12 protein-coding genes and 1 CRISPR repeat array are annotated in these 16,658 nt (G+C 36.0%); of the genes, 5 read left to right on the top strand and 7 right to left on the bottom strand.

Annotation, left to right across the window (positions count from 1 at the left end):
- Positions 1 to 120 precede the first annotated feature (120 nt).
- From M0P98_00770 to M0P98_00760, 3 genes are all read left to right on the top strand, one after another.
- Positions 121 to 1,575 (top strand): catalase, encoded by a 1,455-nt coding sequence (locus tag M0P98_00770; GenBank protein MCK9265415.1) that lies wholly within the window; start codon positions 121 to 123, stop codon positions 1,573 to 1,575.
- Positions 1,576 to 2,008: 433 nt separating this feature from the next.
- Complete coding sequence (locus M0P98_00765; GenBank protein MCK9265414.1) at positions 2,009 to 2,806, top strand: hypothetical protein; 798 nt, start codon at positions 2,009 to 2,011, stop codon at positions 2,804 to 2,806.
- 53 nt (positions 2,807 to 2,859) lie between these two features.
- Positions 2,860 to 3,654 carry a sugar phosphate isomerase/epimerase gene (locus tag M0P98_00760; GenBank protein ID MCK9265413.1) on the top strand — a complete coding sequence of 265 codons (795 nt, stop codon included), beginning with the start codon at positions 2,860 to 2,862 and terminating at the stop codon, positions 3,652 to 3,654.
- A 294-nt stretch (positions 3,655 to 3,948) separates the two neighbouring features.
- On the opposite strand, the gene M0P98_00755 is transcribed toward M0P98_00760, so the two are convergent.
- From M0P98_00755 to M0P98_00740, 4 genes are all read right to left on the bottom strand, one after another.
- Positions 3,949 to 4,485 (bottom strand): hypothetical protein, encoded by a 537-nt coding sequence (locus M0P98_00755; GenBank protein MCK9265412.1) that lies wholly within the window; start codon positions 4,483 to 4,485, stop codon positions 3,949 to 3,951.
- A 27-nt stretch (positions 4,486 to 4,512) separates the two neighbouring features.
- The gene (locus M0P98_00750) at positions 4,513 to 5,619 is read right to left on the bottom strand and encodes an Ldh family oxidoreductase (GenBank protein ID MCK9265411.1); all 1,107 of its coding nucleotides are present in this window, start codon (positions 5,617 to 5,619) and stop codon (positions 4,513 to 4,515) included.
- A gap of 302 nt (positions 5,620 to 5,921) precedes the next feature.
- Positions 5,922 to 6,821: an EamA family transporter gene (locus M0P98_00745; protein MCK9265410.1), complete on the bottom strand. Its 900-nt coding sequence runs from the start codon at positions 6,819 to 6,821 to the stop codon at positions 5,922 to 5,924.
- 315 nt (positions 6,822 to 7,136) lie between these two features.
- On the bottom strand, positions 7,137 to 10,682 hold the full coding sequence (locus M0P98_00740; GenBank protein ID MCK9265409.1) for a DUF748 domain-containing protein: 3,546 nt from the start codon (positions 10,680 to 10,682) through the stop codon (positions 7,137 to 7,139).
- Between the two features lie 183 nt (positions 10,683 to 10,865).
- On the opposite strand from M0P98_00740, the gene M0P98_00735 reads away from it, so the two are divergent.
- On the top strand, positions 10,866 to 11,339 hold the full coding sequence (locus M0P98_00735) for a hypothetical protein (protein ID MCK9265408.1): 474 nt from the start codon (positions 10,866 to 10,868) through the stop codon (positions 11,337 to 11,339).
- 26 nt (positions 11,340 to 11,365) lie between these two features.
- Here M0P98_00735 and M0P98_00730 read toward each other — a convergent pair whose 3' ends face one another.
- Positions 11,366 to 12,835 carry an ankyrin repeat domain-containing protein gene (locus tag M0P98_00730; protein ID MCK9265407.1) on the bottom strand — a complete coding sequence of 490 codons (1,470 nt, stop codon included), beginning with the start codon at positions 12,833 to 12,835 and terminating at the stop codon, positions 11,366 to 11,368.
- 636 nt (positions 12,836 to 13,471) lie between these two features.
- Between M0P98_00730 and M0P98_00725 the strand changes: the two genes are divergently transcribed.
- The gene (locus tag M0P98_00725; GenBank protein ID MCK9265406.1) at positions 13,472 to 14,131 is read left to right on the top strand and encodes a hypothetical protein; all 660 of its coding nucleotides are present in this window, start codon (positions 13,472 to 13,474) and stop codon (positions 14,129 to 14,131) included.
- A 172-nt stretch (positions 14,132 to 14,303) separates the two neighbouring features.
- On the opposite strand, the gene M0P98_00720 is transcribed toward M0P98_00725, so the two are convergent.
- Together M0P98_00720 and M0P98_00715 are read right to left on the bottom strand one after the other, a co-directional pair.
- Complete coding sequence (locus M0P98_00720; GenBank protein MCK9265405.1) at positions 14,304 to 15,452, bottom strand: beta-lactamase family protein; 1,149 nt, start codon at positions 15,450 to 15,452, stop codon at positions 14,304 to 14,306.
- A gap of 123 nt (positions 15,453 to 15,575) precedes the next feature.
- Positions 15,576 to 15,875 (bottom strand): transposase, encoded by a 300-nt coding sequence (locus M0P98_00715; protein ID MCK9265404.1) that lies wholly within the window; start codon positions 15,873 to 15,875, stop codon positions 15,576 to 15,578.
- Between the two features lie 138 nt (positions 15,876 to 16,013).
- Positions 16,014 to 16,510: a CRISPR direct-repeat array (repeat unit 32 nt; unit sequence GTTTCAACCCACGCTCCCACACGGGGAGCGAC).
- Positions 16,511 to 16,658: the final 148 nt, after the last annotated feature.

Here is a 16,658-nt window from a genome sequence, read left to right as displayed (position 1 = left end):
TTTCCGTATAAAAGCAGGAACTATTGCAAATATGTAATAATTGTTGTATAAAATATAGTTGAGTAGTATAATAAATAAAATAGAATCTCAATTCATATAACAAATAGGAGGGGAAAAGTTATGGAAAAAAAGGATATGAAGAAAATGACTACTGCGGCTGGTGCTCCTGTTTCAAACAACCAGGATTCTATGACAGCAGGTCCACGCGGACCGATGCTTCTACAAGATGTCTGGTTTCTTGAAAAGATGGCACATTTCGATAGAGAAGTAATTCCTGAAAGACGTATGCACGCAAAAGGTTCTGGGGCTTACGGCACTTTCACAGTTACCCACGATATAACAAAATATACAAAGGCGAAAATATTCTCTCAAATCGGAAAGAAGACAGATATGTTTGTACGTTTTTCTACCGTAGCAGGAGAACGTGGAGCGGCAGATGCAGAAAGAGATATAAGAGGGTTTGCAATGAAGTTTTATACTGAAGAAGGCAACTGGGACCTTGTAGGTAACAATACGCCTGTATTCTTCTTTAGAGACCCTTTAAAATTTATGGACCTAAACCACGCTGTAAAGAGAGATCCACACACTAATTTGAGAAGCGCTAAAAACAATTGGGATTTCTGGACACTCCTCCCTGAGACTCTCCACCAGATAACCATAACAATGAGCGATAGAGGTATCCCCTACTCTTACAGATATATGCACGGGTTTGGAAGCCATACATATAGTATGATAAACCAGAACAATTGTAGGGTGTGGGTAAAGTTTCACCTTGTCTGTCAGCAAGGTATTAAAAACTTGACTGATGCTGAAGCTGAAGCAGTAATAGCAAAAGATAGAGAAAGTAACCAGAGAGACCTTTTTGAAACTATCAGTAGCGGAAAGTTTCCTAAATGGAAAATGTATATACAGGTGATGACAGAAGAAGAGGCACAAAATATGCCTTACAATCCGTTTGACCTTACAAAAGTATGGTACAAAAAAGAGTTTCCTCTTATAGAGGTTGGTTATTTTGAACTTAACAGAAATCCAGAGAACTATTTTGCAGAGGTTGAACAGGCAGCTTTTAACCCAGCAAATATTGTGCCCGGTATAGGTTTTTCACCTGACAAAATGCTTCAAGGACGACTCTTCTCTTATGGTGACGCACAGAGATACAGGTTAGGTGTTAACCACCATTTGATTCCTGTAAATGCGCCTAAATTCCCTGCCAACAGTTACCATAGAGACGGAATGATGAGAGTTGACGGCAACGTTGGAAGTAAACTACACTATGAACCCAACAGTTATGGTGAGTGGAAGGAACAACCAGAGTTTAAAGAACCTCCTCTCAAGATTTATGGTGAAGCCGACAGATGGAATTTCAGAGAAGACGACAATGATTATTACACCCAGCCGGGAAAACTTTTTAGATTAATGTCTCCAGAACAACAGCAAGCTTTATTTGAAAATACCGCTCGTCATATGGGAGATATACCAACAGAAATAAAAGAGAGACATATAGCCAATTGTATGAAGGCTGACCCTGATTATGGTAAAGGGATAGCAAAAGTTCTGGGGCTTTCAGAAAAATAAGAGCAAAAAGAAGATCCCCCTTGTATGTCATGCCGGATTTATCCCGAGTACTCCCGAGGGACTCGATCCAGAATCTCGTTTTTATTACTTCTGTTACGGGATTAAGTGAGAGATCCTGAAACAAGTTCAGGATGGTAAATGGTGGCAAGTAGAAGGAATTTAAGGATAAATACTGAGATTGCCACGTCGTAAATAGTTCTCCTCGCAATGACAAGCAAAGACAAAGACATGAAAGAAAAAAGCCCCCCTCACCTTGCATCCTCTCCCACAAGGGGAGAGGCAAATAAGGAAAGTTTGTCATTGCGAGCGATTATGAAACAAGTTCAGGATAAAAAATGGGAGGAGAGAGGACAGTTCATTTAACATTCACAGCATAAGTTTAAATATGCTGACATAAAAATTATTCGTATTACATTTATTTCTTAACAAGTATATGAAAAACATATTTAAATTTGTTTTAACAGTTATCATATTGTCCGTTACAATGTGTTCTGCAGAAAGAATAAACATTCTTACTCCATATTTCGGAGTTGAAAAAAATACTTTTGTATATAAAAAATATAACGTATCTCTTGAAGATTCTTCTAATATGAAAGGTATATTCTTTCAATCTGTAGACACAAAAAAATATCAGTATAACCTTTACCTATTCCTAACAGAAAACATTAATTATAGCGACTTAAAAGGTATTAATTTTGTATACGATCACTATTTTACATCGAACTCAAAGAATAAAAATGTTTTAGGCGCTGGAGTGAATTTCCTCAATCTAAACCTTGACGGAAAAAATGTGCCAGTTACAATGGGCACTCTGGATGGATTTAAACTTGATATGGACGTTTACAGTCTCTTTTTTAGGGCTGGTAGGTCTTATGCCACAGAAGGTAAAAAACTTAATCTGACGATGATGCCTTGGGCAGGGGTTCAGATGGATAAAATAAGAGGTAACGGGTTTGTCGATTACCCTGGACCTGGAGAGGCTTTTTTTGACGTTGTCCAGGATGAATATTACGGTATCGTAGGTATAAAACTTATGGCAGATTATTGCCATTTTATTCAAGGCGAGTTAAAGTATAATATCACTTTCAATGATGAGTATTATCACAAGGTTGCAGCTATGCTCAACTTATTTTTTTCAAGAAGTTTGGGACTTTCATACAGGTTCAGTTATCAAGAAACCAGTGTGGGCAAAGATGTCTACAATATTTTTGGGGTTGCTGTAATGTTTTAAAACACAACATCAAACAAAAAGCAAAAACTTCTTATAATATGACTGGAGAATAAATGACAAAAGAGAAAATGTTTGTTTCAATGACTACCGATTACGCACAGAGCAGAGGTAATCCCAAACCTTATTTAGAAGCCATATCTAAAGCGGGTTTTACTCATATACATTGGTGTCATCACTGGAATACAGATTTTGTATACCAGAACTGTGAAATTCAACAGATTAAACAATGGTTATCAGTTTTTGACCTAAAACTTTTAGATTTACACGGCTCAAAAGGATCTGAAAAAAATTGGGTATCTGATTCAGAGTATGAAAGATTGGCAGGAGTAGAACTCGTAAAAAACAGAATAGGTATGACAGCACAACTTGGAGGAGAGGTTGTTATTATGCACCCTGGAGACTTGAGTCGATTGACGCAACTTAGAAAATCGCTTGATGGACTATATTCCTTCGCAAAAAAACATAATGTAAGAATAGCCCTTGAAAATGGAGATTTTGAACTGATACAAAAAATTTTTACCGAGTATCCTAGTGATTTCGTTGGTCTATGCTACGACTCAGGGCACGGCAATATGAAACCAGGTAGTTTAACAAAACTTGACTCCATAAAGGATAGACTTATATCAATACATCTGCACGACAATGACGGGGCAACCGACCAACATAAGATACCTTTTTCAGGCACTATAAACTGGCAAAAACTTATAAATATTATTTCTGAATCCTCATATAACAAATATATAAGTTTGGAAGTTATAACTACCAACTCCGCAATAAAAGATGAATCTAAATTTCTTGACTATGCCTATAAAGTTTCTATTGATTTAACAAAAATGTTGCGGGTATAATAAGGTTTTTTGTAAATATTCAACAAACAATCCTCATACTCTCCCCCAAGAGGAGAGGCAAATAAGGAAAGTTTGTCATTCCGGGCTTGAACCGGAATCTTGTTTTTTTATGTCGCGCTAACCACCAACGTGAGTTACATTAGAGATCCTAAAACAAGTTCAGGATGGTAAATTGTGGCGAGTAGAGGGCAAAGGCGGGATTATTTCTGCAAACCCACAAGGCAGACTATCTGCTCTGAACAATATTTACTGAGGATTCACGATTTTTTTAATAATTGAAAAGGTATGGATAGGTTAATCTGCTCGTCTTCTTAGAATAGATGTTTTTCTCTGCTCAAGTTCATGCTCATATTCTGTACCGGGGATAGCGTAAGAACTTTTATCACTCTTTACTGCCTCAGAACCTGGTGGGATGATTTTACGTGAAGTTGACCTCAGTTTCCTTTCTGGTTTTATACTTTCTCTCGATTTTGCTTTTTTACTATCGTAATCTTTTTGACTTTCAAGTTGTAAGGCAAATGTTTCGTTGTAAGGAAGAAAAAAAGTACGTTCTTCGTTTATATATCCTTTCTCTTTTCCATCAACAACAACTACAATCCCTCTTACGTCTGTCAAAACCTTATCAGTAATTTTTAGGGGAGTAGTACCTTTGGCTAACACCTTCCCTTTGTTTCCTTTCAAAGGGGTCCATTCATAGACTAAGGTTGAGAAACCAGAAGGAGCAGTATCAACAGTTATATCCTGTTTTGGTTGGCTAAATAGAGGTGCAACAAAAAAAATTAAGTAAATAAAGGCAAGAGAAAAAACCTTCATTTTATATCTGATTTTCATTAATTTACCCTCTTTAATAAACCATTATTATTCAAATTCAAATTTCGTATCAAGTTTCAACTCATCTCTCATCTGAACAAATTGTTTGCGGATTATTTCTCCAAGAGGAACACCTTTATCTTTTCTCTCGTTCCAAGCTTGATATTCTTTTTCGCCAGCTGTATAAATTCTATCTTCTCCGGGAGCTTTTTTAGAATTTCTTAGCTCTCTTAATATATTTCCTGAAATTTTCTTAAATATATCTAGGTTAATAAAAGATTCAACGTTTATAGCTATAAAAAAATGACCAAGGTTATAAGGAATTTTGTTACCATCTTTATCGTACCCGGAAAGTTCTTTCATAAATTTTCCATTCTGTAAGGCAGAAGATAATATTTCAACAACAGTTGAATAACCGTACCCTTTGTACCCACTTGTATCTTCTCCAATACCTCCTAATGGGGTTAGAGCAGCTTTCCCTTTAACAAGGTCAACCAAAATGGTATCTGTATCTGTTCTTGCGTTACCGTCTTCATCAATAACCCAACCCTTAGGAATTTCTTTGCCTTCCCTTGAGTATGTTTCTATTTTTCCTCGCTGGCTTATAGATGTTGCAGCATCTATAACAAAAGGAAAGGGTTCGTCCGTTGGAATACCAAAAGTCAAAGGGTTTGTTCCAAGCATATTCTCCACACCAAAAGTCGGCGCAACAGATGGTCTGGCGTTTGTCCCTGTAATACCTATCATACCGTTATCGGTTGCCATTAGCACATAATAACAGGCAGCACCGTAGTGACTTGAATTTCTTACAGCTGCCATACCCATTCCATACTCTTCTGCTTTTTTTATACATTTTTCCATTGCTTTTTTTGCAACAACAAAGCCCATCCCGCCATTTGCATCTAAAACTGTTGTTGTTGGACCTTCTTTAACAATTTCAATTTTTGTTAAAGGGTTTAAAATACCGTCCCTTATTCTGTCATAATAGATAGGTTTAAGTCTTCCGACACCGTGAGAATCAATACCACGTTTATCTGCTGTAATAAGAACATTAGCACATATTTTTGCTTCTTCATCAGGCACACCGAGTGCTTGAAAAACTTCTGCCATAAACTTTTCTGCCTTATCAAAAGGCATCCAGAAATTATTATCCATAACGCCTCACTTTAAATATTAAAATACAAAACGAAAAGATGCTTATATTTAATTGTAAGTTCTCAACAAAACAATGCTCAGTTGGTTGAGAAAGACCCACCCCACTCTCCTTTACATCTTATTATTCTTAAAGAGAACAACTTATCATCCGAAACCTTAACGTAAGAGAATGAAAGGTGAGAAGTGTTTCTTGCCATTGTAAAAAAATATGGCAGGGCTTACTATATATATTCTTAGTTTAAACCAGTTTACTGTTACTGTCAAAGAAAGTTCCACCAGAAGAAGGTGCTGTTCTAAAACTGTTACCCTAACCCAACAAGAATAAGACCTATTAGAATAATCAGTACACCTATTATTCTGGTTGGATATTTAGGTTCCTTCAAGAAAAAGATTCCTAAAAAAGCCCCTATAGGAATACTTAATTGACGAAAAGCGGCTACATAACTAACATCTTTTACAAAAGCCATTGAAGAAAGCACAAGCCCATAACTAAGAAAAATAGATACACCTACAATAAAAGCTGTTTTTATGTCTTTTTTAGAGATAGTTATCAGTTCAAAAAATTTTCTCCGTTCCTTCTTAATGATAGCAATCCCCAATCCTAACCAAAGAAAACAACTTATACCTTCAAGAGATAGGTAAAGAAATGCTGCTTCAAACGGGTTAAATGGCGTATTTGGTAGGGTTCTTATAATAGATAAAGCGCGGTCATCGATAATTGTGTACCCCACAGTACCAAGCGCAGCAAGAAACGCAAAAATACAACATAACCTAAAATAGTGCTTAAATGAAAACTCGTTGAGTTTTTTTATCGGTAAAATAAACATCCCAACCACAACCATAAACATCCCCACCAAAGACCAGAACCAGATATTGTCTCCTTTGCCAAAAAGAAAACTAATAAAAGTTATCAAAAGTATTGGGAACGCCCTGGCTATAGGGTAAGCAAGAGAGATATCTCCTTTTCTATAAGCTCCTGCTAGTGCAAAGTAGTAGAACGCCATAAAAAAACCTGTAGATAAAAGCATCCCCCATACAGAAAGAGGGATATAGGCAAGTTTTTTATAAAAAAGAAGTATGACGGGAGAAATGCAAACCATAGCAAAACCGATAGCAAAAAAGAAAAAAGCGCCAGACGGTTTACTGTTCTTGGTAAGAAAATTCCAACCTGCATGAGTAAAAGCAGATATTAAAATAAGCATAATTGCAACAATAGACATTTTTTATTAGGTTTAAGTAGTATTCAGTAAACTCCGTCTCGACTATTCGAGAACTTACCTACACTAATCTTTTGTGCAGGTGAAAACTTGTTAGCACTATGAAAACAAGGTTGAGATTCATTCTCAATTTTTAGCCAATATCAGTGACCCTCCCCCTCTCTCCGCCCATTTTACCATCCTGAACTTGATCCGGAATGATATGCAAGGACAACTACCCCCCCTCATCCTTGATCCTTCTCCCTCAAGGGGAGAAGGTAAAATAAGGGAGTGAGTAGACACCACATACTTTTTTGTCCCTTATTTTAAGCGAAAATCTGCACGACTTGCTCTCAATTCTTGCCCCTTTTTTTCAATAGTAGTTACCTTTGGTTCTAACAGAAAAACTCTATCAGACGCCACACCGTTTTTAACTAAATAATTTTTTGCTGCTTCACCTCTGGCTGTAGCAAGACGTCTTAAATCATCATTAGTAATTTTAATATGTTCCAACATCAATTGTTCCATTTCAGAGACAGGTACCTCTTTTACTTGCCCTAAAACAGTTTTGGGTCTGGAAAATGTTTGATTTTTATATGCAAGCCATAAATAATGCTGGTACTCTTCTTGAGTTAAAACAATATCTTCAACAGGGATGGATTCCTCACCTTTCTTGACGCTCTCTTTAAGTTTTTCCATTTTAACTGTCTTCAAAAATAAATTTTGCCTTAAAACATCAGTATCTTCTACTTTATCAACAAACCCTTCTATATCTAAATTTAATCCAGGACGTTCTTTTAACATCTTTACCAGAATATTAAGTTTCTTCTCTCCTTCTGGTTTTATAATTGTTGACCCATAATCGTATTCAAGATAACTAATCTCTTCTCCACCACCAAAAATTGCGCCCAAAAGAGTAAAAGGAGAAACAACAGCTTTTGTGATAAGGTTAACAAACATTTTCATTATAACAGGACCTATTCTAAATTTAGGGTCATCAATATAACCAGAAACAGGCAGGTCAAGACTTATCTTGCCTGAAAGGTCTTTCAAAAGAGCTATAGCAAATTTTACAGGTAGTTTTGTTGCGCTTTGGCTTTCAATACGTTCACCAAGAATAAGTTGGTCAAAAATAAATCTGTTTTGAGATTGAAGTTTGTTTTTTTCTATAAGGTAGTCAAGGTCTAAGACAAGCCTCCCTTTTCTAGTTGCATATCCAAGATACTTACCTGAATACGGGGTTGCTGAGGTTAAATCCATTCCATCGAGAGTAACTTTCATATCAAGAAAAAAATCTTTTTTTAAAGGCCTAAGCCCTCCAGTAAAAAGAAGATTACTATCTCCACCAATTTTAGCAACTACCTCTAAGGAGGCAGGTTCTTTCTTTATTGAAGAGATACCGGTTAAGTTTCCTTCAAGATTATCTATTGTTGTAAAATAGTTTGGCTCTATACTTTTATCAATAAAGTTTATACATCCATTCTTAACACCAATCTTACCTATATAGGTATTACCTGAACGGCTATCTTTTTCTTGACTGGTTCTCCTTTCTTTTTTTTTTACGGCCGGTTCTCCTTTTTTTACTGCATTTAAAACATTTATCATATTGTCTGAGTATATAATTACATTAGCATCAAAATCTCTAAGATTAATCTCTTCAACTGCTATATTAACTGGGCTTGTACCTATGTTCATCTTTTCCAAAGACAGTTTTGACCATTTTATAAAAGTATCTCCATATCGCTCATCTACCGATACAAAATTTTGTACGGAAGCGTTCCCTTTGTAAACAAAAGAACTGTTTTTATCTTTAGGTTTTATAAAAGAAACATTCCCCGCAGACGAAAAACTCCCACCTGTAACTATTATGTTTAACTTTTCCGCAATATAGGGTTGGATAGGCATAACCTGTATGTCGGATGTGTCAAGAGCAAATGTTGCTGATAAAGGCGCAGGAGTGAAGTAGCCATCAGCGGAAATCTTTCCTTTCTCGTTCAAAGTAAAAAAGAGTTCAAACGAACTTTTCTTATCTGTTGCAGGAAGAAAATCCACAATTTTTGCAGATAAGTTTTCAACAGCAATATATGCAGGGTTGACCGGCGAATTATCAGTTAAATAGAAAGAACTTTTGTTAAGTTGTATATTTCCAACAGAGAAAGCCCATCTCACTGAACCACTTTTCTCAGTAGGTTTCGTTTCATTAGAGGTTTTAGGGAAAAGAGGTAGAAAATCTATTGTCCCGTCTTTCATCTTTGTACCTCTCAAAGAGATACTTTCAGCACGACAACTCCCTACAGAAACCTTCTTTTCTTTTATGTTTACATCTGTTTTAAGCAACCTGAACAAAGGTGTTTCCAGAAAAGGGGTACCATCTTTTTGCGTTGCTTTCACTCCATTTAGAGAAAGAGATATATCCGAAAATATTAGCCCTATATTGTTTTCTCCTGGAAAATATTTATATTCTCCAGATATACCCCCTACCCCTTCAGCAACATCAAACAAGATGTGCCTACCGTAGTATGGAACATACCTGTTTATTATAATTTTATCAAGTTCAACTTTTCCTTCTGAAACAAAAGGTGTTAACCCTATATCTCCACTTGTAGAGAGAGTCTCTTCTGCCTCGCTTTTAGCTGAAAGTTGGAAACGAGCCAACTGGTCTTTCATATTTGAAAGGTTTGCAATGTCGCAGTTAACCGAATCTATTATAGTATGAAAAGGGGTATCAAGAACTTTATCTGTAAACGAAAACTTGCCATCAGAAAGCATAATGTTTTCTATATTAAAAACAAACGAAGGGTTATCTGTTTTCTGGTTTTTCTCTTCCTTGACAGGTGCATCTTGATTAGAAACCAACTCTTCAACTTTCTCTTTTACCAGTACAAATGAAGGTGAAACTATGTTAATTTGGTTAACCTCTGCTTGACGTGAAAAAAACTCGATAGAAGATATGCCTATACCAACACTTGAAACATCCAGCACAGGATTATCTTTTATACCAGAAATTGAAATATCGCTAAATAAGAGGTTACCGTTAACAGATAAAGATTGTTTCCCTTTTGTAGGGTTTTTATAAGATAAACAGAGGGTGCCTTCTAAGTATGCTGATAAAAGTTTGAATTTCAAAGGAACAGGTACATAAGAAAGATACTCTGGGATAGAAAACTTAGAAATATCTATATCAAAATAGGTCTCGAGGGTATCAGAAAAAAGTTTAGTTTTTCCTTTCAAAGCAAAAAGTGAATCATTAATTTCTGCTGAAAAAGCTGGGGACGTATAAGTGTTTATAAAAGCAGGGAAGTTAGAGATAAAAGGAAGGGATAGGTTTAGTTTTCTAACAAAATGTTTCTTCTCCTTTGGTTTATCTGAGAAAACAATTCTACCGTTACTGAGCACAATATTACCTATAAAAAACTTTAACGGTTTTTCCGAAGGGCTATCTTTGGTTATAAGGTCAGAAAAATTATAGAGAGATTCCTCTTCACGAACTATATTAAAATATGGATTAACAATCTTCATCTCGTTGACTACCGGAGTAAATCGAAAAATAGACGAAATGTTGATATCCACAAAAACCTGTTTAGCATAACAGAAAATTTCTTTTTTATCTGGTTCAGAAATAAACAAATCTTTTATATCAATAGAGAAAGCATAAGGATTTATTCTTATTTTATCAATAGTTACATTTCTGTTAATCTTTTGTGAAATTTTTTTTTCAACAAGATTCTTAAGCAGAGGTGGCAATATAAAAAAACAAAAAAGGTTAAGTACGGTAAGCAGGACAATTAAGATGCAGAATAATCTCCGTCGACGTATGAGAGTTTTTACGATTTTGGAATTTCTAATATTCAGTTTTTTGTAAGCCATTTTTAAAGTCAAATCCTAAAGAAAAACCTTAGGGTCTGAAATAAGATTAAATCATTTATCTTTATAGTAGTCAAATTATTACATAGTAAAGTTTTAGCATAGTTTTTCTTATCAAAACATTTATGTTACAATAATAAGAACATATATTTTACAATAAACATTTTACCCTATAAGGAGCATATTATGGAAAAAAAAGAAAAATTATATTTAAAGCCGCACCATCTTGTAGATATTTTATCTTCATTCCGTATAGAAAATTTAGAGTTTAAACCAAGCGCTCTTGGACACGATGTTCATCGAATAGCAGAAATCGTTTTTAATAACCCAGATGTAGAATTCGAAATTGAGTTGGGTATAGATACAATATGTTTACCTTGCAAATATAATGTTGGGAACAAATGTATTGATACCATAGATACTTCATACAGACCCCTTGCGCCAAAATCTAAAAACGACTGGAACCTGCTTATAGATAACAGATGGTGCGAAAAACTGGGAATAAAACAGGGAGATATTTTTACAGCAAAACAGTTTGCTAAAATGGTAAAAGAAAAAGCAACCGATGTTTCTAATATATATCGTGAATTTCCAGCAGATATGATAACAAGAAAACAAGAAGCAATCCAACAAGGTGTAGAGTGTTTTCTTAAAAAATAAGGTGTTTGGAGAGTCAAGTTCTTTCGTTAATTTTTAAGTTTTTTATTCTGTGAAAAATTAGTAAGTACATTTATAATGTTAGTATGTTTTTTCTCTTTAGCGATATCGTTGGCTGTTTTTCCTAAATTATCTTTTGTATTAATATCTGCTTCTTTATCCAATAACAATTTGACAATTTCAAGATGCCCTTCCTCCGAGGCTATATACAATGGAGTTTCACCAGTATCCAATATTTTCATATCAATATCTACACCCTTCTCAATAAAAAACTTCACTACTTCCAAATGACCCATTCCAACAGCTATATGTAATGGAATTAGGCCACCTTCAACTGTTTGTATGTCAATCTGTGCGCCTTTCTCAATAAGAAGTTTCACTACCTCTAAATGCCCTGCTCCTGAAGCTGCAAACAATGGAGTCGCACCAACAACATCATCTTTCACATCAACCTGTATTCCTTTGCTTAACAAAAGTTTAACTACTTCAAGATGTCCAGCAAGCGAAGCACTATGCAACGGTGTAAAACCCTCATTAGTTTTTGCATCAATCTGTGCTCCTTTGTTTAACAAAAGTTTGACTACTTCGAGATTGCCACCAATTGAAGCACTATACAACGGTGTAAAGCCCTTATCATCTTTCAAGTCAACCTGTGCACCTTTATCAAGAAGAAGTTTCACAACCTCCAAATGCCCTACTTGAGAAGCAACATACAACGGAGTTGTACCATGAAAATCATTTTTCACATCAACCACAGCGCCCTTATTTAACAAGAATTTAACTATTTCAAGATGGCCATAAGATGAAGCCCAATACAATGGACTTGCACCTGCAACATCTTCATTCACATCAATCTGTGCGCCTTTACTTAACAAGAGTTTGACTACTTCAAAATGTCCAGCAAGCAAAGCTCCTAACAACGGAGTTTCACCATAAAGACCCTTAATTTCAATCCGTGCACCTTTACTTAATAAAAATTTAACTACTTCAAGGTGTCCCCTCTCAGAGGCTGCATACAGAGGAGTTGTGCCAATAGTATCCACTTTCATATCAACCTGTGCACCTTTATTTAACAAAAGTTTGACCACCTCAAGATGCCCAGCAAGCGAGGCTATATACAACGGTGTAGTGCCTATGTTACTTTTAACATCAACTTGTGCTCCTTTGCTTAACAAAAGTTTAACTACGTCAAGGTGTCCACTATATGAAGCACTATACAACGGCGTTAATCCCTTATCATCTTTAATATCAACCCGCGCTCCTTTACTTAATAAGAGTTTAACTATTTCGAGATGACCATAAGATGAAGCCAAATCCAAAATAGTTTTTCCATCTTGTTTTGTGTTTACATCTCCACCAGCAACCAATAAAGTTTCAACCTCTTGAAGATTACCATCCTTCACAGATTTTACCAATTTAGAGTTTATATTTAAACTATCTGTTTCTGAAAAAACTGTAACAGCAAAGCAAACACATATCAATAATAGAATTCTCTTCATTTTACCTCCTATTATAAAGGGTTTTTGCCAAACTTGGCGTATTTCATTATCATTAAAGTTCATTTTTATATCCTCTTATTATCATAGAGTATTAACTCTTTAATACAATTTACCTAAAAGCATTTCTTTTGTCAATAGTTGCACTTCTTTATTACATATATATTTTTGTTAGTCCACATTACTTGTTATCATCGTTCCATTCTTTTTGCTCTTATCTTATTTACATTTTGGACAAAATATTTTTGACAAGATTTGACAAGAAAAAAGGGGCAGAATATAATTAACCAAATTATTAAATTTATAATTTGTATGAATGTGTTATAAAGTTTCAAACAGGGTTAAGATTAAAAACAACCTGTTAACCACGGCCTTGCTTTAATAGTGCAAAGAGGGTTTGAAAATAGATAAAATGTGGATTACTGATAGACACAATGCAAATTAAAAATATGTACCCTATATTTTTACGTCTATACGTTATTGAAAATTCACGTTGCTTAAAAACTAAGGTAACGAAAATCTTGTATCCTGTTATGAAAACCTCCACCTCAAGAATATACCCACAATAAACACATATTTAATTGAAATATAAAACGTACAATTTTGTGCTAATTTCGCAAATTATAAACTGGGAGAAAAATGCAAAATAATAGAATAAAAAAACGTATATTATTGCTTTTTCTTCTCTTGTTTTTATCTTTCTTTTTTTCAGGCTGTAGAACAGAACTTTGGGTTAACAACGACGGCTCCGGAAGAGGCGTTGTATCAGAAATTCCAACCAATATTTTTACAAAATCCCTATTAGAAAATGAATTAAAATCTCAAGGGCTTCAGTCCATATCTGTTACAGAAAAAGAAGAGTATTTTCAAGCAAAATTTATATGGAAAGATTTTGAGGTGTTAGGTAATCGTGAGAAAGGTAAAGACGGGTCAATTTATCTTGATTTTGGTTATATTAACGAACTTAAAGGTATATCTATTGTCCATGTCCCTGGTAGTATAATTGATACAACAGGCAAGCAAATCGGGCGAAAAACAGTAGATTTTACTTCCCTCAACCATTACAAAAAAGCCACTATATCTTACAAACCCCAGTTATGTTTTTCAAAGGTTATGTTGTTGATTATGCTTATAATTATAACGATTGGTGTGGGGCACAAGTTTTTAATAGGCAAGAAACCCGTACCAACTGGAACAGATGAACCTGTGCTACAAGAAATATTCTATTGTAGCAAATGTAGTGCAGAAATCTCAACAGACTCTATATTCTGCGATAAATGCAGGCATTCGCTTAAATAAAGGAGGTTGGAGAAATTGACAATGTTCAATTACTCTAACATTATAGATGCCTGTTGGGAACATACCCTTCACTTCTACGAAATAGGAAACACAGCAAGACACCCGTCATAGAAAATGGCAACAGAAGATTTGTATAGACGCTTACCCCGCTTCAAGAAATGAAAAACCATCATCACGGGTTCTTTTCAGATGTGAAAATACGGTATATTTTATCTGCGCAAGATTCCCTTTCCTCCCCAGATAAGAGGTATGCAGAGTTAGAAAGAACGCAGACCAAAAGCCCTTCTTGCGGATAAAACCTTAAGATATTCTTGAATCCTTCCATACTTCCAGTATGACCTACCCTGTACAAAGAGTTACTATGGTCGATTTGCCAACCGTAACCATAAAAGGTATCTTTTCTTTCCCTCTGCACAACGTCCGACCACATCAATTCTCTTAAATCCTTTTTCAAGAACCTGTCGGAAAGTAGCCCTTTCCAAAAACGGTACAAGTCTCTCACATTAGAAAAAACTCCGCCAGATCCGTTCGCGAAAAAAACTCTCTGTTGAAATGAATATTCCCCGTTATTGTGACGATTGTACCCCCAAGCGCGTTTTGGAATAACCTGCCTCATATCGCTACAAATACAGGAACAGTCCATCCCAAAAGGCTGAAAAACAGACTCCTTCATAAATTCAGAAAAGGGGCGGTCAAGAACACGCTCAACAAGGAGAGCCAGAAGCGCATACCATGTGTTTGAATACTCGTATCTCGTTCCTGGCGGATAATTACAAAAAGGGCTTGAAGCGAGAAACATTTCATATACATCTTTATTTCCATACGATGCCCTCATCTCGGCATAATCAAAATGGGTTTTGTTTGAAGATTCTGGGAAAAAACGGCCAGCACGTAAAACATTACATATATGCTGGTTCTCCGGGGAAGATATATCGCCCGTACTGGGGTTCACAATACTACCGCTGGACACGCCAGAGGAATGACTAAGGAGATGTCTAATCCGCACGCTTTTACAACAACTTTTTAACTCAGGAAAGTAGACTCCAACCTCATCATCAAGGGAGAGACGTTTTTTCTGCACGAGAAGCATAATACCTGTCGCAGTCAACGGTTTAGATATTGAAGCAAGGTTAAAAAGGGTATCCTTCCGAATTGGAATATTGTATTCAAGATTTGCAAGTCCAATGTACTTTTCGTAAAGAATCTCTTTTTTGGTTGCCACAAGGACAGCCACCCCAGGCGTCGTATGGTCAAGCCCTAAAAAAACTGTGTTCAAGAGTTGGGGCTCTGCCCCAGATTTTACAGATGGTCTTACTTTCATTAGTCTCCTCCCTTGCCCGTATTCGACTTGGGTGTTATTACACCATAATACCTAAAGCATTCTTTCACTACGCCATTGGTTAGTTTTATAATAAAAAGATAATTTGTTTCATCAGTTTTTTTCTTAAAGTTTTTCTTCTTCTGGAAGTTCTGGTATTATACTTGATGTTTTTTTTAAAATATCTATATGGCGCTTTAATGTAACTCCTTCTGCCTTTAACTCTCGAAATTCTTTATACGCCTGTCTTATTTCTGATATTTTTTTACCAGACAGAAGAGATTGCTCCTCAAAATATGCTTCCCGCCAGTTACGTAACGTCTTGGGGGTTACTCTCAATTCTTTTGATAATTGCCGTAGAGAACTTTCACCTTTAAGTAACATCTTTACAGCTTTTTTACGAAATTCTTCATCATACTTTCGCATAAAGGACCTCCTTTGATTATATTTTACCACCCCCTTGGTATTTATCAAAACAGGTAAGGTGTACTCAAAAACGGTTCATCCCCACGCCTGTGGGGAACATGGTGCTCTTGCTTTCTGTTTTTTTCTGTAAAAACTCTTGTTTCAACCCACGCTCCCACACGGGGAGCGACCTTTCTCTTTACCTATTTTTCACATCAAAAAATGGTTTCAACCCACGCTCCCACACGGGGAGCGACTGAAAAAACAATGGACAGCAGTAGCCACTGTATTCGTTTCAACCCACGCTCCCACACGGGGAGCGACCTCCCTAATGGTTCGGAGATTTATTTTTTGCATATGTTTCAACCCACGCTCCCACACGGGGAGCGACCGAGGGAATTATTGGATAGAGCATTTGGCAAGCCGTTTCAACCCACGCTCCCACACGGGGAGCGACGTATTAGTTGGCTTATTATCTGCTCTTATTATTTGTTTCAACCCACGCTCCCACACGGGGAGCGACTTGTTCTTCCCCTTAATCTCGCTTGTTGCTAACTTGTTTCAACCCACGCTCCCACACGGGGAGCGACAGACATTTGTTTAGAGTGTATTAGCAAAGAGCAGGTTTCAACCCACGCTCCCACACGGGGAGCGACGTTCGAGAATTGGCAGTATTCTAACCTGTAACTCTGCGAAAAATAAGTAATATATCATACCATAAATTTCTATAATGCAATAAAAATAGTAACTTCACTTGACAGAGCTCTTTTTTTTAGGTATTACTTAATAAGTAATATGCAAAGG

The organism is bacterium, from assembly GCA_023230585.1.
Taxonomy (GTDB): Bacteria; Ratteibacteria; UBA8468; order B48-G9; family JAFGKM01; genus JALNXB01.
This window is presented reverse-complemented; position numbering and strand designations above follow the sequence as displayed.

What these genes read in the sequence shown, in the direction of transcription:
- M0P98_00745 (MCK9265410.1), bottom strand. Translation starts at nt 6,821, where the DNA reads ATGCTTATTTTAATATCTGCTTTTACTCATGCAGGTTGGAATTTTCTT.
- M0P98_00735 (MCK9265408.1), top strand. Translation starts at nt 10,866, where the DNA reads ATGGAAAAAAAAGAAAAATTATATTTAAAGCCGCACCATCTTGTAGAT.
- M0P98_00720 (MCK9265405.1), bottom strand. Translation starts at nt 15,452, where the DNA reads ATGAAAGTAAGACCATCTGTAAAATCTGGGGCAGAGCCCCAACTCTTG.
- M0P98_00770 (MCK9265415.1), top strand. Translation starts at nt 121, where the DNA reads ATGGAAAAAAAGGATATGAAGAAAATGACTACTGCGGCTGGTGCTCCT.
- M0P98_00740 (MCK9265409.1), bottom strand. Translation starts at nt 10,682, where the DNA reads ATGGCTTACAAAAAACTGAATATTAGAAATTCCAAAATCGTAAAAACT.
- M0P98_00725 (MCK9265406.1), top strand. Translation starts at nt 13,472, where the DNA reads ATGCAAAATAATAGAATAAAAAAACGTATATTATTGCTTTTTCTTCTC.
- M0P98_00730 (MCK9265407.1), bottom strand. Translation starts at nt 12,835, where the DNA reads ATGAAGAGAATTCTATTATTGATATGTGTTTGCTTTGCTGTTACAGTT.
- M0P98_00750 (MCK9265411.1), bottom strand. Translation starts at nt 5,619, where the DNA reads ATGGATAATAATTTCTGGATGCCTTTTGATAAGGCAGAAAAGTTTATG.
- M0P98_00755 (MCK9265412.1), bottom strand. Translation starts at nt 4,485, where the DNA reads ATGAAAATCAGATATAAAATGAAGGTTTTTTCTCTTGCCTTTATTTAC.
- M0P98_00760 (MCK9265413.1), top strand. Translation starts at nt 2,860, where the DNA reads ATGACAAAAGAGAAAATGTTTGTTTCAATGACTACCGATTACGCACAG.
- M0P98_00715 (MCK9265404.1), bottom strand. Translation starts at nt 15,875, where the DNA reads ATGCGAAAGTATGATGAAGAATTTCGTAAAAAAGCTGTAAAGATGTTA.
- M0P98_00765 (MCK9265414.1), top strand. Translation starts at nt 2,009, where the DNA reads ATGAAAAACATATTTAAATTTGTTTTAACAGTTATCATATTGTCCGTT.